Origin of the sequence: Pantoea sp. BJFS-204, from assembly GCF_049310725.1 — a bacterium.
GTDB classification, from domain to species: Bacteria; Pseudomonadota; Gammaproteobacteria; order Enterobacterales; family Enterobacteriaceae; genus Pantoea; species Pantoea agglomerans.
In genome coordinates this window covers 1,222,661-1,242,840 of sequence record NZ_JBMOWE010000001.1, presented here as the reverse complement: position 1 = coordinate 1,242,840, position 20,180 = coordinate 1,222,661, and the positions used below count along the sequence as shown (strand labels likewise).

25 protein-coding genes are annotated in these 20,180 nt (G+C 54.6%); 11 read left to right on the top strand and 14 right to left on the bottom strand.

What is annotated here, in order from left to right; all coding sequences use genetic code 11:
* Positions 1–221: 221 nt before the first annotated feature.
* The gene (locus ACO6VX_RS05685) at positions 222–479 is read right to left on the bottom strand and encodes a biofilm development regulator YmgB/AriR family protein (protein WP_022625723.1); all 258 of its coding nucleotides are present in this window, start codon (positions 477–479) and stop codon (positions 222–224) included.
* Positions 480–1,018: 539 nt separating this feature from the next.
* Here ACO6VX_RS05685 and ACO6VX_RS05680 point away from each other — a divergent pair.
* Positions 1,019–1,243 (top strand): hypothetical protein, encoded by a 225-nt coding sequence (locus ACO6VX_RS05680; RefSeq protein WP_010245468.1) that lies wholly within the window; start codon positions 1,019–1,021, stop codon positions 1,241–1,243.
* Positions 1,244–1,352: 109 nt separating this feature from the next.
* Here the strand turns inward: ACO6VX_RS05680 and ACO6VX_RS05675 are convergent, their stop codons facing one another.
* Positions 1,353–1,604: a hypothetical protein gene (locus tag ACO6VX_RS05675; RefSeq protein WP_010670062.1), complete on the bottom strand. Its 252-nt coding sequence runs from the start codon at positions 1,602–1,604 to the stop codon at positions 1,353–1,355.
* A 335-nt stretch (positions 1,605–1,939) separates the two neighbouring features.
* Between ACO6VX_RS05675 and umuD the strand changes: the two genes are divergently transcribed.
* From umuD to ACO6VX_RS05650, 5 genes are all read left to right on the top strand, one after another.
* Complete coding sequence (gene umuD / locus ACO6VX_RS05670; protein ID WP_010245460.1) at positions 1,940–2,359, top strand: translesion error-prone DNA polymerase V autoproteolytic subunit; 420 nt, start codon at positions 1,940–1,942, stop codon at positions 2,357–2,359.
* Positions 2,360–2,361: 2 nt separating this feature from the next.
* Positions 2,362–3,630 carry a translesion error-prone DNA polymerase V subunit UmuC gene (gene umuC, locus ACO6VX_RS05665; protein ID WP_422457878.1) on the top strand — a complete coding sequence of 423 codons (1,269 nt, stop codon included), beginning with the start codon at positions 2,362–2,364 and terminating at the stop codon, positions 3,628–3,630.
* A 151-nt stretch (positions 3,631–3,781) separates the two neighbouring features.
* Entirely contained in the window at positions 3,782–4,057 is a 276-nt protein-coding gene (locus tag ACO6VX_RS05660; RefSeq protein WP_045140392.1) for a hypothetical protein, read from the top strand.
* A gap of 171 nt (positions 4,058–4,228) precedes the next feature.
* Positions 4,229–4,843 (top strand): TetR/AcrR family transcriptional regulator, encoded by a 615-nt coding sequence (locus tag ACO6VX_RS05655; protein ID WP_022625720.1) that lies wholly within the window; start codon positions 4,229–4,231, stop codon positions 4,841–4,843.
* 145 nt (positions 4,844–4,988) lie between these two features.
* Positions 4,989–5,129 (top strand): hypothetical protein, encoded by a 141-nt coding sequence (locus ACO6VX_RS05650; RefSeq protein WP_223563798.1) that lies wholly within the window; start codon positions 4,989–4,991, stop codon positions 5,127–5,129.
* Between the two features lie 265 nt (positions 5,130–5,394).
* On the opposite strand, the gene ACO6VX_RS05645 is transcribed toward ACO6VX_RS05650, so the two are convergent.
* The 4 genes from ACO6VX_RS05645 to ACO6VX_RS05630 all read right to left on the bottom strand — a co-directional run bounded on the left by ACO6VX_RS05645 (position 5,395) and on the right by ACO6VX_RS05630 (position 7,161).
* Positions 5,395–5,667, bottom strand: a complete 273-nt coding sequence (locus ACO6VX_RS05645) for a hypothetical protein (RefSeq protein ID WP_187493079.1) — start codon at positions 5,665–5,667, stop codon at positions 5,395–5,397.
* A 443-nt stretch (positions 5,668–6,110) separates the two neighbouring features.
* A complete protein-coding gene (locus tag ACO6VX_RS05640) occupies positions 6,111–6,341 on the bottom strand; it encodes a YgdI/YgdR family lipoprotein (RefSeq protein WP_010245445.1) in 231 nt (76 codons plus the stop codon).
* Between the two features lie 15 nt (positions 6,342–6,356).
* Entirely contained in the window at positions 6,357–6,590 is a 234-nt protein-coding gene (locus ACO6VX_RS05635) for a YgdI/YgdR family lipoprotein (protein ID WP_010245442.1), read from the bottom strand.
* A 367-nt stretch (positions 6,591–6,957) separates the two neighbouring features.
* Entirely contained in the window at positions 6,958–7,161 is a 204-nt protein-coding gene (locus ACO6VX_RS05630) for a hypothetical protein (protein WP_003848989.1), read from the bottom strand.
* Between the two features lie 189 nt (positions 7,162–7,350).
* Between ACO6VX_RS05630 and ACO6VX_RS05625 the strand changes: the two genes are divergently transcribed.
* The 4 genes from ACO6VX_RS05625 to pdxY all read left to right on the top strand — a co-directional run bounded on the left by ACO6VX_RS05625 (position 7,351) and on the right by pdxY (position 10,679).
* Entirely contained in the window at positions 7,351–7,665 is a 315-nt protein-coding gene (locus ACO6VX_RS05625) for an MliC family protein (protein WP_010245432.1), read from the top strand.
* Positions 7,666–7,690: 25 nt separating this feature from the next.
* The gene (gene pdxH / locus ACO6VX_RS05620) at positions 7,691–8,347 is read left to right on the top strand and encodes a pyridoxamine 5'-phosphate oxidase (RefSeq protein WP_010245431.1); all 657 of its coding nucleotides are present in this window, start codon (positions 7,691–7,693) and stop codon (positions 8,345–8,347) included.
* A gap of 140 nt (positions 8,348–8,487) precedes the next feature.
* Positions 8,488–9,762 (top strand): tyrosine--tRNA ligase, encoded by a 1,275-nt coding sequence (tyrS, locus tag ACO6VX_RS05615; protein WP_422457873.1) that lies wholly within the window; start codon positions 8,488–8,490, stop codon positions 9,760–9,762.
* Positions 9,763–9,818: 56 nt separating this feature from the next.
* The gene (gene pdxY, locus ACO6VX_RS05610; protein ID WP_010245428.1) at positions 9,819–10,679 is read left to right on the top strand and encodes a pyridoxal kinase PdxY; all 861 of its coding nucleotides are present in this window, start codon (positions 9,819–9,821) and stop codon (positions 10,677–10,679) included.
* A gap of 32 nt (positions 10,680–10,711) precedes the next feature.
* On the opposite strand, the gene gstA is transcribed toward pdxY, so the two are convergent.
* Complete coding sequence (gene gstA, locus ACO6VX_RS05605; RefSeq protein ID WP_158149342.1) at positions 10,712–11,317, bottom strand: glutathione transferase GstA; 606 nt, start codon at positions 11,315–11,317, stop codon at positions 10,712–10,714.
* A gap of 151 nt (positions 11,318–11,468) precedes the next feature.
* Positions 11,469–12,965 carry a dipeptide/tripeptide permease DtpA gene (dtpA, locus tag ACO6VX_RS05600; RefSeq protein WP_010245419.1) on the bottom strand — a complete coding sequence of 499 codons (1,497 nt, stop codon included), beginning with the start codon at positions 12,963–12,965 and terminating at the stop codon, positions 11,469–11,471.
* Between the two features lie 669 nt (positions 12,966–13,634).
* Between dtpA and ACO6VX_RS05595 the strand changes: the two genes are divergently transcribed.
* Positions 13,635–14,330: a CTP synthase C-terminal region-related (seleno)protein gene (locus tag ACO6VX_RS05595; protein ID WP_010670071.1), complete on the top strand. Its 696-nt coding sequence runs from the start codon at positions 13,635–13,637 to the stop codon at positions 14,328–14,330.
* Between the two features lie 39 nt (positions 14,331–14,369).
* Here the strand turns inward: ACO6VX_RS05595 and ACO6VX_RS05590 are convergent, their stop codons facing one another.
* The 6 genes from ACO6VX_RS05590 to rsxG all read right to left on the bottom strand — a co-directional run bounded on the left by ACO6VX_RS05590 (position 14,370) and on the right by rsxG (position 20,177).
* Positions 14,370–15,713 carry an enolase C-terminal domain-like protein gene (locus ACO6VX_RS05590; RefSeq protein ID WP_422457870.1) on the bottom strand — a complete coding sequence of 448 codons (1,344 nt, stop codon included), beginning with the start codon at positions 15,711–15,713 and terminating at the stop codon, positions 14,370–14,372.
* The gene (locus ACO6VX_RS05585) at positions 15,691–17,034 is read right to left on the bottom strand and encodes an MFS transporter (RefSeq protein WP_033771684.1); all 1,344 of its coding nucleotides are present in this window, start codon (positions 17,032–17,034) and stop codon (positions 15,691–15,693) included. The genes ACO6VX_RS05590 and ACO6VX_RS05585 overlap by 23 nt, the downstream gene beginning before the upstream one ends.
* A 257-nt stretch (positions 17,035–17,291) precedes the next feature.
* A complete protein-coding gene (locus tag ACO6VX_RS05580; protein ID WP_010670074.1) occupies positions 17,292–18,011 on the bottom strand; it encodes an HPP family protein in 720 nt (239 codons plus the stop codon).
* 207 nt (positions 18,012–18,218) lie between these two features.
* Positions 18,219–18,851 (bottom strand): endonuclease III, encoded by a 633-nt coding sequence (gene nth / locus ACO6VX_RS05575; RefSeq protein ID WP_010245402.1) that lies wholly within the window; start codon positions 18,849–18,851, stop codon positions 18,219–18,221.
* The gene (locus ACO6VX_RS05570; RefSeq protein WP_010245400.1) at positions 18,848–19,552 is read right to left on the bottom strand and encodes an electron transport complex subunit E; all 705 of its coding nucleotides are present in this window, start codon (positions 19,550–19,552) and stop codon (positions 18,848–18,850) included. The genes nth and ACO6VX_RS05570 overlap by 4 nt, the downstream gene beginning before the upstream one ends.
* Positions 19,545–20,177, bottom strand: a complete 633-nt coding sequence (gene rsxG / locus ACO6VX_RS05565) for an electron transport complex subunit RsxG (RefSeq protein WP_010670075.1) — start codon at positions 20,175–20,177, stop codon at positions 19,545–19,547. Before rsxG ends, ACO6VX_RS05570 begins: the two co-directional genes overlap by 8 nt.
* Between the last annotated feature and the right edge of the window lie 3 nt (positions 20,178–20,180).

The window sequence follows — 20,180 nt, the reverse complement described above, 5'->3', positions numbered from 1 at the left end:
AGCGAAACGACAGCAATTAACCGGAATTTCAGGTTGAATAAATGGCGAAAACGGTGTTTTCCGGAGCTATATCTGGTCCGGTGGGGCAGGCAATCTTAGCGGTGTGAAGGGGACAAGTGATTCAGAGCAGAAGAAATAAAAAAAGCCCCATAACAGGGGCTGATTCCGGACGGGAAAAGCATCCATGCTAATTCGCGTTCCCTCATAACAGACACAGATTTTTAGCTGTCGCTGGTCGCCGAAGCGCGCTGCAGAACATGTTCAAGCGCCTGACGGTAAATATCCTGCTTAACCACGTCACGCTCACTCTCCAGGCGGTGAATCAGGCCCAGCACAATGTCTTTATCGGAGACATGGGTTTTCGCATGGGCAAGTTCGGCATGGACTGCGGCGATAACCTGTTTTTCAGTGGTCAGCGCTGTGCCAGAGTTCATGAAGTAATCAGAAATCTGAGACTCTGTATTCATCGTTGTTTGCATGTCAGGCCTCATAAGAAATGGGGGGAAGAACGCGTCGATTCAGATCCGGTCACCGGCTGACGCAAAAAAAATGCATCTGAAGGTGGAAATCCACAACACCTTCAGATGCGGTGCAAAGCACCTTTCGTTACAAGTGATTTAACATCACGAGACAAAGTTATACAAGAATCGCAAAGTTGTACAATGAAATTTGACAAAATTTAACTGGTCGGTGGTGTATATAAAAAGCATGTTTAAAGTGAAAAAAGAGGTTTTCGATGGTTAATTGAATAAATACAGTGAGTTGGTGAGGTTTTCAGAGGGGTGGCGATTTTCAGACCAGCATGCTGGGGATTGTGCTGACGACACATCAATGCGTTAAAATCGCTTTTTTCCGCAGATTTCAGCCAAAGTTGTACAGGTTTCAGCGCTGGAAAAGTGGCGGGTGCGATTGTGCTGCTGCAATCCTGGCCGTCTGACAGGCCATGCCGCATAATTCACTTCCCACGCCTGATGCAGAAGGCTAAGGTTGACCCCTTATTTATCACAAGGAAATGATCATGGTTCACGACTATTTCGCAATTCCGCCTGCGGGCATGACTCAGGAACAACATAAACGTTCGGTCGCCGTGGCTGCTGCTCTGTCAGTGGCAAAGGAGTCCGTCAGCGCCTCCACCTCTGCAACCGGCTCAAAAACCGCCTGGGATCTGCAGGCCGTGGCGAATGAAGTTGCTAATCTGGCCGACGCGATTCAGGATGCGCTGGAGAGTGACAGCGAGGTTTAAACACTAACCGGTATCGTCTGAGGCTGCTGCGGAGGCGGTGCAGGACAGGGCGGTGGCAGCGTTCAGGAGCCGGTAAAGTCCGGCAATCGGACGCTGCCGGAAAATCCGCTTATTCCATTGCGGGTGGCTCATATTTAATATACTGACGCAGGGCATCATGGATAGCCTGGTTATTGCCCTCTTCCAGACCGCGTTCGGCATACTCTTTCGCCAGCGCCGCCAGTACATCGTCAAACTTCCCTTTGTAATTGAGATTATTCAGCGCAATTTGCTGACCGAGTATCGCTTTTAATACCGTAGTCTCAACCCTTAACTGCGCAACTGCCTCTTCCAGATGTTTGATTCGATCGTCGTCTGCCATAATCCCTCCATGCTTAAAAAAGCAGAATAACCAGCCCGCCCGTAATATTCAAACCTCTCCGAATGCCAGAGAAGCGTTGTCAGATTTTCCTTAAGTAAAAATAATCAGCCGGTGAATTTATAAGATTCTTTACTGTAAGAAGAAATCGACGCTATTCCGGCGGTGCGGCGAAAGTAACCCGTTTCTGCTTACTCTGACGGCAATGCGAAAAAACGTTTAAAAAAAAGTGCATTACCATCAACCCTTTCGCTTAAAGATGTTCCATGTCACTTGATTAAAAGGGGGATTAGCTATTACTGTGTTTATATACAGTAATCTGAAAAAGGAGCGAAATTATGGAATTCATTAAACCTGCGGACATTCGTGCCGTTATGCCTTTACCGCTATATATCGAACGTGTGCCGTGCGGGTTTCCATCCCCGGCGCAGGATTATGTCGAACAACGTATTGATCTCAATGCGCTGATGGTCCAGCACCCCAGCGCCACCTATTTTGTCCGGGTCAGCGGCGAGTCAATGATTGAGGCGGGCATCAATGATGGTGACATGCTGGTGGTCGACAGTTCACTCACCGCCTCACACGGCGATATTGTGGTCGCCGCGGTCGAAGGTGAATTCACCGTTAAACGTCTCCAGCTTCATCCCTGCCTGCAACTGATGCCGATGAATACCAAATTTAAACCGATCGCTATCCAGACCGAAGATGCGCTGGAGGTGTTTGGCGTTGTGACCTTTGTTATTAAAGCGACCCACTGACCATGTTCGCGCTGGTCGACGTAAACAGCTTTTACGCGTCGTGTGAAACCGTTTTCCGGCCTGACCTTAAAGGTAAACCGGTAGTAGTGCTGTCGAACAACGACGGCTGCGTGATTGCGCGCAGCGCCGAGGCAAAGAAAGTCGGCATCAAAATGGGCGCGCCCTATTTTAAAATGCGTGAAGAACTAACGCGTCACGCGGTGCAGGTTTTCAGCTCAAATTATGCGCTCTACGCTGACATGAGCCATCGGGTGATGACCATACTGGAAGAGATGGCGCCGTCGGTGGAGATCTACTCGATCGACGAGGCCTTTATGGATCTCACCGGCGTGCAGAACTGTATGGCGCTGGAGACCTTTGGTCGCCAGGTCAGAGAACGAATAGGCAAAGAGACCCATCTGACCGTGGGCGTCGGCATTGCACAGACCAAAACGCTGGCCAAGCTGGCGAATTTTGCGGCCAAAAAGTGGAGCAAAACCGGCGGCATTGTCGACCTGTCGAACCCTGAACGACAAAAAAAGCTGCTGGCGCTGATTGATGTGGCGGAAGTCTGGGGCGTGGGTCATCGGATCGGCAAACGGCTCAACGCTATGGGCGTTATGACGGCAAAAGATCTGGCCGGTCAAAGCACCGAGGCCATCCGCAAACAGTTCAGCGTCGTGCTGGAGCGCACTGTCAGAGAGCTGCGTGGCGAATCCTGCCTGGAGCTGGAGTCAGTGACGCCGGTAAAACAGCAAATCATGTGTTCGCGCTCGTTTGGCAGCCGTATCTCCGACTACGATCAGATGCGCGAGGCTGTCTGCGCGTATGCCGAGCGCGCGGCGGAGAAGCTGCGCCGTGAGAATCAATATTGCCGTCAGGTAGGGGTATTTGTGCGCACCAGTCCGCATGCGACTGACGAACCCTTTTATGGCAATCAGTCGATGGAGCAACTGCTGATTCCGACGCAGGACACACGCGACATCATCAGAGTTGCAATGGCGTGTCTGGATAATATCTGGATTGAGGGACATCGCTATATGAAGGCCGGCATCGTGCTGGGGGATTTTTTCAGCCAGGGCGTGGCTCAGTTTGATCTGTTTGACGAACATCAGCCACGCCGCAATAGCGAAGAGCTGATGAAGCTGATCGACACAGTCAACAAGCTCGGCAGCGGGAAGTTGTGGTTTGCCGGGCAGGGGATCAACAAAGCCTGGTCGATGAAACGCGAGATGCTGTCGCCTGCCTATACCACCCGGATAACCGATCTGCCTGTGGTTGCGCTTAAGTGAAGGCTGACCCGATGTTCCTCTGCTGCTGAAGCCGCGGCCTCTGCTAAAAGCTTTTTTTATCACGCGATTAAAGTGGCAGGAAGTTATGCTTTGCCTGACCCGATGAGCAGTTTTTCATCGGGTATTTTAAGAAAATTACCAGGTAAATATAATGAATTTCAGGCAGTTTGAAGCCAGAGTGATGCTCTGGCCCGCAATACATTTCACAGCAATCATAAAATCCCGCCATCATGACGAATATGAGATTTATGCGATCGACGATAACAGCAATATAAAAACCCGACTCTTTCTATGTTTTGCTGACAATGAAAACCACGCCAGCCTGCTTATTAAGCAATTTACGTTATGGCTGATAAAAATAAACGCGCTGAAGCGCAGCCAGCAGCGGGAAAAAGGCCGCACAGAGACAACATCCTTATCTGAATGAACCGCGTCCGGCTTGCACCGCAGACCAGACGGCGGCGAATCATACTAACGCGTCCGGGAAATAACGGGCCGTCTGCGCGTGACGGGTGGCGGACGGCCTGGCTTGTTACCCGCGCCTGGGATAGAATCGCCATTGATTTTGACAGCAACACACCTCCCCAGGCCGGTAACAATGACCACGACAGCCACAACGTATAAAAACAAAGAGCGGGGACGCCCCAGAGAGTTCGGGATCGAACAGGCTCTGGATCACGCCATGATCGTTTTCCGGCAAAAAGGGTATCACGCGGCCTCAATGAACGATCTGGGTGAGGCGATGCATCTCTCCGCAGGCAGCATCTATAAGGCGTTTAAAGATAAGCGCTCGCTCTTCCTGCTGGTATTCGAACGCTATCTGTTGCTGAGAAATAGTGAGTTGCACCGTCGTCTGGCACCCTGTGCCAGCGGGCGGGGGAAAATAACCGAGCTATTGCAATTCTACCTGGATTCGGCACGTGCCACAGAAGGGCGTTGCGGCTGTCTGGTCGTCGCCAGCGCGATTGCGCTGCAGACGATGGATCAGCCACTCGCGCAGCGCATTGATGAGGTCGTTCAGCGTAATCAACGCTTCCTGGTCTCGCTGCTGGAGCTGGGGCAACAGGATGGATCTATCGATAACACGCTGGACAGCGAGGCAGCAGCCGGTTTAATTCTCTGTATTGCTTTTGGATTGCGGGTGGCAGGTAAGGTCAGCGATGTGACTAACGAAGAAAAGACGCTGGCGCTGGCATTGAAAGTACTGGGGTAACCAGGCAAGGCCGCTCAATCAGTAAACAGACTTCCCGGACATGGGCTTCCAGACAGAGAAATTCTGCACTTTCCTTTCCCCCCATCTGATTATGTGCCAGGCTTTCACGCTTTATCCTGTAGCGAAGAAAATTAAGGCGCGTTTCGTGAAAACCTCAATCTTACTGACACTTGTGGCAGCCATTGGCTGTTCTGTTTTTGCTGCCCGTGGTGGGTTTGAAACCACTACAGCGAAACATCCAAAAACGCTGCAGGTGACTGAAAACGGGGAGCCGCTGACGCGCTGACCGTGACGGCAGGTGGAGAGAAGCCGACGAAGGCCGGTTAATGGCCAGATGGCAGGCCGATGAGTGCAGAGCAATAGCACTCATCAATCTGCGTGGAAGCCGTTTCAGGCGGACGCAGGAGCCGGGTGCAGAGCGTTGCAATTCACGTTCTGGTCACATTCTGGCCGACATGCACTATTCCACTGCCACGCTGTCCCAGCGTCTCTGGCGGTGAGGCCAGGCGCGCGCCCGGCACCCAAAATAAACAGCAATGACCCGCACATAACTAACGATAATCTTTAAGGGAAACCGGTGCCTGTCCGGTCTCGACCAGCCAGTTTAATTCGGCACGGTCGCGCGTTGAGGATTCGATAAAACCTTTGAGCCAGTTGCGCGCATCGGCAATCTGCGTGACCCGCTCATCGTTGCGCTCCTGTTCGGCCATGTCGCTCAGCTGGCGAATCAGTGCTACCAGCGTAATCTCCTGTTCGTCAAACGCCAGATTAATTGCAGCTTCACCAAGAATCATATGACCCGTTGTTTTGTCGTGATAAACCATCTGCACCCTCCTGATTAAGTAGCGATATAAAGAGTCTAGTTAAAGGCGTTCCGGACTAAAAGGTGGGAAACAGCAGGGCGCTATGATTAAAATTTACCAAAAATAAAGTGAACCTTTAATCGAGGCGGTAAACCACTCATATCAAAGCATAAAAACAGGCTGGGTTTTTTCGTCAGAAATAAACTGAGCTATTATGCTGGTTAAAAAAGCTGGAAGTTGCCGGAAATTCAGATAAGGGCGGAACGGCGCATTTCGTTATCAGATTATTATCTGCACCACTATCCGCACGGTTGCCTGCCATATTATGGCCACGCCGCAGCGGATATTTCTGATTTATAAACCACCGGGGAATAAAACCGGGCCTGTGCGCCACTTCGTGCCAGGCGCAGACAAAAATAAAGCCGCTCGTGGGCGGCTTTATTCATCGGGCAACAGCGATCGGATTATTTCTTCGGTACTTCAGAGACCGCTTTAACGTCCGCTTTATTAATCTGCTGCTTCACGCCATTTGCATCGGTATAAGCCAGCAGGCCGGCATCCGATTCAGAAGGCTTGCCATCACTAATAATGGTGCGTCCATCGTTAGTCTGAATCGCATAACTGGTACGGGTGCAGCCGGTTAATACGGTCATACCAATCAATGCGGCGAGAGGTAAAATCAGCGCTTTTTTCATCTTATTCACCTTATATTAGTTGTCGAGTTCACTCATATTACTGATCTCATTACGATTGATCTGCTCAGTTTTTCCTGTCTGAGCATCGCGGTAAGAAACCAGACCAGTATCTGAATCAATCTGCGGTTTGCCATCGGTGACAATCGTGCGGCCATCGGTGGTCTTAATCGACTGGTTTGAGGCACAACCTGCCAGCGTACCTAAAGAGAGAGCCAGCAACGCAATGGCTGACAGGGATTTCATTTTCATTTTTTCTGCTCCATGAAGTATATCCGAACGTTTACAGCATAGTCGGCTTTATCAGGTTTGCTGGCCCTGTCGCGTCTCGCTGCCTGTTTTTTAAACAAAACCGGAGTGTGTGGTGCTGATTAGAGGGTATGACGGCGCGAAATAGCATTTATTGCAAATGTACCCAGCCGTTCTGGGCCATTTCAGCAGAGGATGCGCTGTACCGAAATAAGATCGATGCTGATGCGGGAAATAAGCACGGCAGCCAGAGCGGATATTTCCGTAAAAGCCAGAATAGCTGTGCGGAAATAGTGAGCAATGGGGTGAATGTCTGGCGGGATTCACAGGTCCGATACCCTGAAGGCTATCGGACCTGTGGAGAAGGGGATCAGAGGATGGAGTCTTCGCCCGCTTTGGCGGCCGCTTTTTCTGCTTTCATGGCGCTGACCGGGTCTGATGCGCTCAGCCAGCGGTCAAATTTCTGGTAGGTGTCGATAAAGGTTTTAAAGTAGCTGCTGGCGATGGTGGCATTCTCTTTGTGGTTCATAAACGCCACTGCCAGCTTAAATGCATCTTCGTTATCAAATTTCATGTTTGTCTTCCTCGCTTAAGATCTATAGAGCGTAGCCTGAGAACGCGGCCTGTGCATTCAGACAACCGTCTGAAAAGGCGCAATAATTCAGCCTGAGTGACAGCATCTGCCAGATTGGCGTGGATTCCCACTTACTTCGCGCCCAATCCTTCTTATAATGCCAGCTTCACTCGTGAAGGAGACCCGCTTATGTTGAAAGGATTAACCGTTGCCGCGGTGCTACTGCTGTCAGGCTGTAGCCTGATGCATAAACAGCCGCCGTCGCCGCAGACCCTGCACTATCGCTGCGGAACCATGCCCCTGACCGTGACGCTGGACGAGGCGCAGCAGCAGGTCAGTTTCATCATGGATGGGCAGCCTCTGACGCTGAAGCAGACGGTATCCGCGTCCGGCGCACGCTACAGCGATAACACCTATGTGTTCTGGTCCAAAGGAAACGGCGCATTTATCGAACGTAACGATAAAATTGTCGTGAATGATTGTGAGCTGCAACCTGCCAGCTGACTTGTTATCTGAATAGGCGAGCATTATGAGCGACAGCGAAACGCTACACACCATTGCCCATCTGCGGCGTGAATATACCCGCGGTGGATTGCGTCGTAAGGATCTGCCGGACGATCCGATCGCGCTATTTGAACAGTGGCTAAGCCAGGCCTGCGAGGCAAAACTGCCCGATCCTACCGCCATGACCGTGGCAACCGTGGATGAGCAGGGCCAGCCATGGCAGCGTATCGTGCTGCTGAAGCACTACGATGCGCAGGGCATGGTGTTTTACACCAACCTCGGCAGCCGTAAGGCGCTGCAGCTGGCGCACAATCCGCGCATCTCTCTGCACTTCCCGTGGCACTATCTGGAGCGTCAGGTGATGGTGCTGGGTGAAGTGGAAAAACTGTCGCCCCTCGAGGTGCTGAAATATTTCCACAGTCGTCCGCGCGACAGTCAGATTGGTGCCTGGGTGTCGAAGCAGTCAAGCCGTATTTCGGCACGCGGTATTCTGGAAGGAAAGTTCCTGGAGCTTAAACAGAAGTTCCAGCAGGGCGAAGTGCCGCTGCCCAGCTTCTGGGGTGGCTACCGGGTGAAATTTCACACGATGGAGTTCTGGCAGGGTGGCGAACATCGTCTGCACGATCGTTTCATCTATCAGCGCGATCACGACGGCTGGAAAATCGACCGTCTGGCACCCTGAATCTGCACGATTCGCCCCTATCAGCGCTGGCACAGAAAGCGTCAGCGCTTTATGCTATAGCCCTGATTTTTTTCGATTCCGCAACTCAGCGGAAAGCTGTGTACCAGCATAGGTGCAGTCTGATCAATTTGGAGTCAGTAATGACCAGCAGTAACCTGATACAACAATTGCAGGAGAGGGGCCTAATCGCCCAGGTGACGGATGAAGACGCGTTAACAGAGAAACTGGCGCAGGGGCCAATTTCGCTCTATTGCGGCTTTGACCCCACTGCTGACAGCTTGCATTTGGGCCATCTGGTACCGCTGCTCTGCCTGAAGCGTTTTCAGGATGCCGGCCACAAGCCGGTGGCGCTGGTCGGTGGTGCAACCGGCCTGATTGGTGACCCGAGCTTCAAAGCCGCAGAGCGTAAACTTAATACCAGTGAAACCGTCAACGAATGGGTTGAAAAGATCCGCCAGCAGGTGGCGCCATTCCTCGACTTCGATTGCGGCAGCAACAGCGCCATCGCTGCCAACAACTACGACTGGTTTAGCGGCATGAACGTGCTGACCTTCCTGCGTGATATCGGCAAGCACTTCTCTGTTAACCAGATGATCAACAAAGAAGCGGTGAAGCAGCGTCTGAACCGTGACGATCAGGGCATCTCCTTTACCGAGTTCTCCTATAATCTGCTGCAGGGCTATGACTTCGCCTGTCTGAACGAGCTGCACGGTGTGTCGCTACAGATTGGCGGTTCTGATCAGTGGGGCAACATCACCTCCGGTATCGATCTGACCCGTCGTCTGCATCAGAACCAGGTCTTTGGCCTGACCGTTCCGCTGATCACCAAGTCTGACGGCACCAAATTCGGTAAAACCGAAGGCGGCGCAGTCTGGCTGGATGCGAAGAAAACCAGCCCGTACAAGTTCTATCAGTTCTGGATCAACACCGCGGATGCTGACGTCTATCGCTTCCTGAAGTTCTTCACCTTCCTGAGCATGGAAGAGATCAACGCGCTGGAAGAAGAAGATAAAAACAGCGGCACCGCGCCACGTGCGCAGTACGTGCTGGCTGAGCAGGTGACGCGTCTGGTGCATGGCGAAGCCGGTCTGTCTGCGGCGAAACGCATTACTGCCAGCCTCTTCTCCGGATCCGTGAGCGAAATGACCGAAGCCGATTTTGAACAGCTGGCGCAGGATGGTATGCCAACTATCGTGCTGGGCGCTGACGATGATCTGCAGCAGGCGCTGGTAAAAGCAGAGCTGGTGCCGTCCCGTGGCCAGGCGCGCACCATGATCGGCTCCAATGCCGTTTCACTGAACGGTGAAAAGCAGTCCGATGCGGAGTACCGCTTTAGCGACAGTGACAAACTGTTTAACCGCTATACGCTGCTGCGTCGCGGCAAGAAACATTACTGCCTGATTAACTGGCAGTAAGATTTCAGGGCCGGTTTCCGGCCCTTTTTTATGGCAAGGCAGGACAGGGCAAACAAGTGAAAAATATTTTAGCGATTCAGTCGCACGTTGTTTTTGGTCACGCCGGTAACGCGGCGGCTGAGTTTCCGATGCGCCGTATGGGCGCAAACGTCTGGCCGCTGAATACCGTGCAGTTTTCCAACCATACGCAATATGGCCACTGGACCGGCACGGTGATGCCTGCAACGCATTTAACCGACATTGTTAAAGGCATTGCTGACATCGACCGCCTGAAGACCTGTGACGCGGTCCTGAGCGGATATCTGGGATCGGCAGAGCAGGGCGAGCAGATTCTGCAGATTGTCCGTCAGGTCAAAGCGGCCAACCCGAATGCCTGGTACTTCTGCGATCCGGTCATGGGCCATCCGGAGAAAGGCTGCATCGTAGCACCGGGTGTGGCGGAGTTTCACTGTAAAATGGCGATGCCTGCCAGCGACATTATCGCTCCGAACCTGCTTGAACTGGAGATGCTGAGCGAGCGCACCGTCACGGACGTCGACGCGGCGGTAGACGCTGCGCGGGCACTGATTGCCCAGGGACCACGCGTGGTGCTGGTGAAGCATCTGGCGCGTGCGGGTCGTCGCAGCGATCGCTTTGAAATGCTGCTGGTGACGGCGGAAGATGCCTGGCACATCAGCCGTCCGCTGGTCGATTTCGGTGTCCGTCAGCCGGTCGGCGTGGGCGATCTCACCAGCGGTCTGCTGCTGGTTAATCTGCTGCACGGCAAATCATTGCAGGATGCGCTGGAGCATGTCACCGCAGCGGTATACGAGGTGATGCTGAAAACCCATCAGATGGGCGAATATGAACTGCAGCTGGTGGCGGCACAGGATGCCATCGCCACGCCGACGCAGCACTTCGCGGCAGAAAAACTGTAACGCATCAGGGCCGGATAACCGGCCCTGTTGACTCAGGCTAAGCCTTCCGCTTTAAGCGCCGCCTGCACCGCAGGACGTTCCGCGACACGATCAAACCACGCGCCCAGCGCCGTAAAGCCGGATAAATCCAGTCCCAGCGCTTTTGCCCAGCGCGTCACCACAAACAGATAGGCATCCGCCACGCTGAAATGCAGCCCCATCAGCCACTGTTTGTCGCGCAGTGACTCATCGACATAGCGGAATTTTGCTTCCAGCTGGTTGCGGGTCTCCGCTTTCACCTCATCGGAGTAACCAGGGCGAAACAGTGGCCCAAAGCTTTTATGCAGCTCACTGCTGATGTAGCTGAGCCACTCCACGGTGTGATAACGCGTCAGGCTGCCAACCGGTGCCAGCAGATGGCGATCGGGCTTAAGATCCGCCAGGTACTGAACAATGGCGACGCCTTCCGTCAGCACAGAACCGTCGCTGAGCTGCAGCGCGGGCACCTGGCCTTTAGGATTGATTTGGCGGAAGTCATCGCCCCGTTCAGTGATTTTTGTGGCCAGATCAACACTCACCTGAGTGAAGTCGAGTCCGCATTCACGCATAACAATATGGGGTGAGAGAGAGCAGGCACCCGCTTTGCAAAACAGTTTCATGACCAGGTACTCCTTGTTGCAATGGGATCCTTGCATAGTAAAGAGTCAAAGCGGGATTACCAGTGACAAAGATCAGGGATCTGCGAAGGGCGTTGCGGCAAGCCATAAAAAAAGCCGGGCAGAGCCCGGCTTAGCTGAAGTGCAGCGTGAATTACGCCTGCACGTTATTTTTTTTCGCGTCAGGATCCTGCGCCATGCGGTTCAGCATCGGCGCCGTAATCAGCATCAGCAGGGCGATCACCGCCGTCACGATACCAATCTGCTGGAATACGCGGCTGTAGGTCGCCAGCGAAATCAGTGGATCGGTAACGTTTTCAGGCACGGCCATCAGGTTTGCCACTTTACCGGCGATCACCGCCGCGCCAGCGGTAGTCAGGAACCAGGAACCCATGATAAAGCCCATCAGACGCTGAGGCACCAGCTGTGCCACCATCGCCAGGCCGAGGCCAGAGATCATCAGCTCACCGATACTCTGCAGCGCATAGCTCAGGATCAGCCAGTTAACGGAAACGATACCGGCATCGCTGGCGAACTTCGCACCCACCGGCAGCACCAGGAACGCAGCGGAGCAGAGCACCATACCAAAGGCAAACTTGTGCGGCATCGGCAGTTTATCGCCCAGCTTGTTATAGAGCGCCGCCAGCAGCGGACTGGCCAGCATAATCCAGAACGGGTTCAGCGCCTGGAACTGCTCGGGGGCAAAAGTAATGCCGAGAATGGTGTGCTCAACGTTGCGGATAGCAAAGAAGTTGAGTGACGTTGGCATCTGCATATAAAGCACGAAGAACAGAATCGCTTCGACCATCAGCAGGAAGGCAACAATCATCTTACGACGTGCCGCACCCTGCAGTGCAAAGGCCTCTTTGGCAAACACCAGCACGATACCCAGGGCAATCACCGCCAGCACCAGTCGTGCGATAGACTGGTGATGCAGCATCCAGTTGGCCAGTGCGATCAGTACGACGATGCCGACCAGCGTCATCAGCAGTTTTCCGATCTGCAACGGAGCGAAATCGGGTTTAGAACCGTAATCCTTAACCATGCGTTTGCAGAACAGGAAGTTAAACAGGGTGATGATCAGACCGATAACGCACAGTGAGAAGGCTACGCTATAACCATATTTCGCCGCTAACCACGGTGTCAGCATCATTGAGAAGAGTGAACCGATGTTGATCGACATATAGAACATGGTGAAAGCACCGTCGAGACGCGGATCATCTTTGTCATAGCAGGTAGAGAGCAGCGAAGAGGGGTTTGCCTTAAACAGGCCGCTACCCACCGCGATGGTCGCCATACCGATGTAGACAATGCTGACGTTATGACCGGAGAACGCCACCAGCGCATAGCCCAGCGCCAGCACCAGGACACCCAGCACGATGACGCGTTTGGTACCCAGCACCTTATCACCGAGCCAGCCGCCAATCGCGACCAGGCCATACACCAGCGCACTGAATGAAGAGAACAGGGTAATGGAGTCTGATTCAGACAACCCCAGTTGCTTCACCAGGTAAACCGCCATAATGGCCTGCAGGCCATAGAAGCCAAAACGTTCCCATAACTCAATCGAGAAGATTAAGTAGAACGCCTTCGGCTGTTTAAACGCATTGAGACTGACAGCCTCATCAGTGTGTTTGTTTGCAGTTGACACATGTACCTCAGTTTTTTCATACCCTGTTTCGGGACAGGAATTAAGTCCGCGTCATGTGAGTTTTCCATGCGCAAGATTGTTATTAGAAGGGAAAAGCGGCGACTAATTTGGCTGATTACGGGCGGCAGGGCAAGAATTTTCTGACAACCCGCCCGACCCTGGAATGTTGGGTTAAAAAACTTATAGCAAACTGTTAATTGGTTTTTAATTTTGAGTGTAGTGAAAATAGCAGCGCATAAACGCTGGATAAGCGCCTAGCACTGGAGAGTATTAACATTAACTGCTAATGCGCGGTTAACCAGATAAATAGTTTGCTGAATGATAATCAGGCAGCACTAATGGCAGGTTGCTGGTTAATTCACAGTCAATCTGCCGAATTATCGGACATTACACGCCTGGCATTGCCGCAAAAAACGTCAAATGATGATCCTGTGCACAAACAGATGATTTATTTCAGAAAGGAAAAAAAGAAACCGGTTGCGTCGTCTCGTCTGACGCGGGAGCTGAGGGGGCTCGCAGGCGCAGGCAAGATAAAAATCAGCTCAGCCTGCCGGTGAAAAGCCGCCCGTGCGTGTTAAAAAACGTATCGCGATAATCCGCTTTCAGCTCGCCCTCGACAGAAAATTAACATTACTGTAACCTCTCCATTTCCCCGAGAAGGATCTGTTTATGTCGTCCCCCCTGCGTTTATCTCTGGTTGGTGACTACCGCGCCGATGCGGTTGCCCATCAGGCTATCCCCCTTGCTATTGAACGTGCTGCCCGCTGGCTGAATATCACCGCTGAAGCGGAGTGGATCGCCACTGACCGACTGGATGAGTCAGAACTGCAACTCAGCGACGCCGTCTGGGTGGTGCCCGGTAGCCCCTATCGAAATGATGCCGGCGTGTTTGACACACTCCGCTGGGTGCGTGAAACCGGAAAGCCTTTTCTTGGCTCCTGCGGTGGATTCCAGTATGCGCTGATCGAATATGCGCGCAACGTACTGGGCTGGCAGGATGCCAGTCATGCCGAGACAGACACCGAGGGAAGGATGGTGATTGCCCCGCTGAGCTGCTCGCTGGTGGAACAGCGCGGCGCGGTGAGGTTCGGACCCGGGTCACGCATTGCCAGAGCCTATGGCGCGCTGGAGAGTGATGAAGGTTATCACTGTAACTTTGGTGTTAACCCGGAATTCAGTGCAGCGCTGGGCGATAATACGCTGCGCATTACTGCCTGGGACAACGCGGGCGATGTGCGTGGCGTCGAGCTACCGGATCACCCATTCTATGTCGCCACGCTGTTTCAGTCGGAACGCGCCGCACTGCAGGACAAAGATTCTCCGCTGGTGATTGCCTGGATGCAGGCGGCGCTGGCGCAACGCTAAACGCAATCATCCTGTGACACTGTCACAGGATGATGTGTATCAGCGCAGCATGGCCGGACGTTTTGCGTTAAAGGACCAGTTATCGATCAGAAACTGCATGCCCAGCGCATCGTTTCGGTTTTTGTCCGGTAGGGAGTTGTAGAGCGCATGTGCCGCTTCAACCCGCTCCATATTCAGGGTAATCCCCAGCCCTGGCCCCTCTGGCAGTTCCAGATAACCATCCCGAATCTGCGGCGCACGCTGCGTCAGCTGCTGCCCATCCTGCCAGATCCAGTGGGTATCAAAGGCGGTCAGGCGATCACCGGGTGCGGCGGCCCCCAGATGCGCCACCATCGCCAGCGACACGTCAAAGTGGTTGTTTGAGTGGCAGCCGGTGGTCAGGCCCCACTCATGGCAGAGCTGCGCCACGGTGTGTGCGTTACGCATCGTCCAGAAGTGTGGGTCGGCCAGAGGAATGTCGATGGCATTCAGCTGCAGCGCATGCTGCAACTGTCGCCAGTCATTGGCGATCATATTCGTGGCAACCGGAATGCCGGTGGCCCGCCTGAATTCTGCCAGCGTTTCCCGACCGGAATAGCCATGCTCCGCGCCGCAGGGATCTTCCAGATAGGGGATGCGGCCCGCCAGCTGTTTGCCATAATAAATGGCCTCATCCAGCGACCAGCTGGCGTTGGGATCAACCGTTACCCGGGCCTGCGGGAAGCGCGCCAGCAGGGCGTTGACCGTCTCCACTTCCACTTCGCCGTGATGCACACCGCCCTTGAGTTTGAAATCGCGGAAGCCATAGCGATCCGCTGCCGCCTCCGCCAGCCGCACCACGCCTTCCGCGTCCATCGCTTTCTCATGACGCAGTTGCAGCCAGGCATCACCACCCGCGTGGCCCGCCTGATAGTTCATGCTGGTCAGATTACGGTCGGCGATATAGAACAGATAGCCAATGACCGGCACCCGATCGCGCTGCTTGCCGCTGGCAAGTAACTCGGCAACCGGCAGATTCAGGTGCTGTCCCAGCAGATCAAGCAGCGCCGCTTCAATCGCCGCGGTGGCGTTGTAAAACTTCTCCGGGTTCATCTGCGGAATATGAATGTCGTCGGTATGCGCGGTCTGCTGGTGCCGTGCATCGCTGGCAAACAGCGTGGCGATGGTGGCATTCAGCCGCAGGAGTTCGCTGCCCTCAATCTGCGGACGAAAGCGCTCAAGCAGCGCCAGCGTTGAAGCGTGACAGGGACTTTCGCCGACGCCGGTACGGCCAGCCGAGTCAGTCAGGATCACCAGGATACGGGTAAAGTAGCAGTTGTGTGCGCCGCCAATGTTCAGCAGCATGCTGTCATATCCGGCGACCGGCACTACCCGCATTGTTTTAATGACTGGACTGTCTGACATGTTGATTCTCCATAGGATCAAGGGAAGGCGGGGATGGCTTGCGGCGCAGCAGCAGCCACAGCCCGGTCAGCAGCGAGACGCTGGTCAGGGCATAGAGACCGCCGGTAGTAGAGCCGGTCTTCATCTCCAGATAGCCAAACACCGTCGGTGCGAAGAAGCCGCCAAGGTTGCCAACGGAATTCACCAGCGCAATGCCGGGCGCGACAATCGAGGCGGGCAGCTCTCCCTGTGGCATCGGCCAGAAAAAGGTCGCGCTGACTTTCGAGCCGATACAGGCCACGATCATCGCCAGGAAGCCAAACCACGGGGAACCCAGCGTGGCCATAAAGGTGCCGCAGGCCGCGACCAGCATGGCGACACCCAGCGCTTTATCGAGTTTGTCGCGGTGGCGGTCTGAAAAGCGGCTCAGCAGATTAATAGCAATAATGGCGCACAGCCAGGGCACGGCGGTGAGAATGCCGATGCCAAAACTGCTGAAGCCCTGAATGCGCTGAATAATCTGCGGCAGCCAGAACACCAGCGTATAGCCGGTCATAGTCATAGTGAAAAAGATCGCGCAGAAGAACAGCAGGCTGCGATTACGTAGCAGCGACATTTTGCCTGGCTCGCGGTTAAGCTCGTCACGCTGCGCCTCTTCATTCTGCAGCTGCTGCACCAGCGCCTGTTTCTCCGCGGCACTCAGCCAGCGCGCCTCGCCAGGTCGTGACACCAGCACCCAGGCGGCGAGAATGCCGACCAGCACCGACGCACCGCCTTCGAGAAACATCACCCACTTCCAGCCAGCAATCCCCAGGAAATTGTGCATCATCAGAATCGCGCCGGTGATGGGGCCGGAGAAGAGAAAGGCACCAGCGGTGGCACTCAGCACCATCGCGGTGGCGCGGCCGCGCCAGGCATTGGGCACCCACTGACGGAAATAGAACAGCACGCCAGGAAAGAAGCCTGCTTCCGCTACGCCAAGTAAAAAACGCAGCAGGTAAAACTGGATCGGTGAGGTGACGAAACCGGTCAGGACCACCACCAGTCCCCAGGTTATCATGATGCGCGTCAGCCAGACGCGGGCGCCGAAGCGCTTCATCATCAGGTTGCTCGGCACCTCAAACAGCGCATAGCCGATAAAAAAGAGGCCCGCGCCCAGCCCAAAAGCCGCCGCGCTGATCCCGGCATCGGTGTGCAACTCCGCTTTGATAAAGCCAATATTGGCGCGGTCAATCTGGTTAATGATCAGCATCACCACCAGCATCGGGATGATATGGGTGAAGAACTTTTTGATGGCGGAGGCGATCAGCTCATCGTGCTGCGGGGACAAGGCGCTATCCATCGGTCTTCCTCATGAGAAACGTAAAGAAGAGCAAAGTGTAGGGCGCTGAAAAGGCCAGCTCTATGGGCATCCGCCCAGGAGCCGATGGGCGTACGGCCTGGACGGTTGTGTTATCAGTATGTTACGGAGTGGCGTGGGCGAAGCGGCAGAGTAAAACTGTGGCAGCGATCAACTTCTCAGGACCAGGGTTGAGGGGAGACCTGAATGCCAGAAGTCGCGCCGACAGTGAAAGATGTAACAGTGCGGGCAGACAGGTTTCAGCCACTGAACTGACGGCGCTGGGCAATCTCTTCAGCACGCAGCAGCAGCGCCTGCAAATCATCCTCGTCAATATCCAGCAGTTCACCGTCCTGTAAAGCCTGATGCAGATCCGCACGCGTCAGCGGGACCGGCATGGCTACCGGATCGGGTTTAACTTCTTCCGGGGCCAGCGGATGCGGATAGCGACGACCGGCCAGATTATTAAACAGCAGAGCCAGCAGGGCCAGGGTCAGTGAGTTGAGCAGGATCGGCGTCAGGACAAAGTGATATCCAAGCTGCTGCACCGAAGGGCCGCCCAGAATAGCGGTCAGCGCAACGGCACCGCCGGGCGGATGCAGACAGCGCAGCTGGAACATTAACAGGATCGCCACACAGGCTGCGACGCCGCAGGCAAGGGCAGGATCCGGGATCAGCTGGCTGACGGTAACGCCCGCCAGCGCTGACAGGCTGTTGCCGCCGACGATTGCCCACGGCTGAGCCAGCGGACTGGCGGGCAAACCAAAGAGTAAAACCGCCGAGGCACCGACCGGCGCGACAAACCACAGGTTCAGTTCGCCCAGCACCCAGTGGCTCAGCAGGCTGGTCAGGATCAAGCCGATACCGGCACCCAGTCCGGCGATCACCACATGCTTTTTACTCACTGCCAGCGGATGTGGCCAGAGGCGCGCCAGAAACAGGCGCAGAGGATGGCTTCCGGCAGAAGCGCTTTTGTTCATTACTTTACTCACTGTGTCATAACATTTTCTTATCGTCAGGGGCGGCGATTTTCCATCATCAACATCAATGTAACAACCCGACAAACTGTACTGTTATTCGTACGAACAGGGAGAGCAGCGAAAAGGGGGATCGGGCAGGAGACGCGTTAGCAGAAGTGATCGCCGGATAATAAAAAACCCGCCGCAGCGGGTCTTTCATCAGTGCAATCACTCGACTTTGTCGGGATACTCGCAGAGATCTTCAATCAGGCAGGAGCCACAGCGGGGTTTACGCGCTACGCAGGTGTAGCGACCGTGCAGAATCAGCCAGTGATGGCAATCAACCTTATACGCCGCCGGAACCACCTTCAGCAGCTTCTGCTCCACCTCTTCCACATTCTTACCCGGCGCAAATTTCGTCCGGTTGCTGACGCGAAAGATATGAGTATCGACGGCAATCGTCGGCCAGCCAAAGGCGGTGTTGAGCACCACATTGGCGGTTTTACGGCCGACACCGGGCAGGGCTTCCAGTGCCGCACGATCTTCCGGCACTTCGCCGTTGTGCTGCTCAAGCAGAATGCGGCAGGTTTTAATCACATTTTCCGCTTTGCTGTTAAACAGGCCGATGGTTTTAATGTACTCCTTCACGCCATCCACACCCAGCGCCAGCATCGCGGCAGGCGTATTGGCCACCGGATAGAGCTTTGCGGTGGCTTTGTTCACGCTGACATCGGTCGCCTGCGCCGAGAGCAGCACCGCGATCAGCAACTCAAACGGCGTGCTGAAGTTGAGTTCGGTGGTCGGATGCGGATTATTCTGCTGCAGCCGGCGGAGAATTTCGGTGCGTTTGGTCTGATTCACACCGGTTTCCCGACAGCGTCCTGAGGCGGCGCGGTTTCAGCCGCCTGAGCACGCAGTGCTGCCCGCTGTTTCATCTTCTGATCGATCAGATATTTTCCGGCCAGCATCATGCCCAGGCCGATAAAGGCACCTGGCGGCAGCATCGCCAGCAACATTGGCGAATCGAAATGGACCACTTCGATACGCAGCGACTTCGCCCACGGACCGAGCAGCTGGTCGGCACCGTTAAACAGCGTGCCACTGCCGATAATTTCGCGCAGCGATCCCAGCACCACCATGGCGCAGGTCGCGCCCATGCCGATGGCGAAGCCATCCAGCGCGGCAAGCGGGATGCTGCTTTTAGAGGCGACGGCTTCAGCACGGCCAACCACGATGCAGTTGGTCACGATCAGCGGGATAAAAATGCCCAGCGACTGATAAAGACCATAGGCATAGGCGTTGATCAGCATCTGTACACAGCTCACTACCGAGGCGATGATCATCACATATATCGGGATACGAATTTCCGATGGCACCCAGCGGCGCGAGGCGGAAATAAAACTGTTAGTCAGGGTCAGCACCAGCGTGGTCGCCAGACCTAAACCCAGCGCGTTGGTGGCGGTTGCCGTAACCGCCAGCAGCGGACAGAGGCCCAGCAGCTGCACCAGCGCTGAGTTGTTCTTCCATAATCCACCGACCAGCAGGCTTTTAGCTTCACTCATTTGCGTCTCCACATACCGGTAACGAAGAGAGTCTCTCCGGAAGCGTTTTCATTAACAGCGCGGTGCGTTTGGTCGCATTGACCACCGCGCGTGGGGTAATGGTGGCACCGGTGAACTGATCGAATTCACCGCCATCTTTTTTAACCGCAAAAGCTTTATCCGCCGGACCATGAACCACTTTGCCATTAAAGCTGTTGATCCAGTCAGAGATACGCAGTTCGATCTTATCCCCCAGACCGGGCGTTTCGTGGTGTTCAATCACCCGCACGCCCAATACTTTACCCTGGAAATCGGCACCGACCAGCATCTGTATCGCACCAGAATAGCCGTCAGGTGCAGTCGTCTCCAGCGCAGCCGCGACCGGCTGGCCGCCTTTACGCGCCAGGAAGAGATGATGCGGCGCACTGTTGCCCAGCGCTGCATCCGTGACAACGTAACAGTCCTGCTGGATGTTGTTGTCATAAAGCTCAACAGGCACCACCTGGTCCAGCAGGTTTTTCTGCTGCAACAGGGTCTGATGTTCCACCGTCGGCCTGGTTACCGTATTTACCACTGCCGTGGCGGCGGTAGTGATCGCAGCAAAAATCGCCAGCGTAACCCCGTTTTTGCGAATCGTCTCCAGCATCGC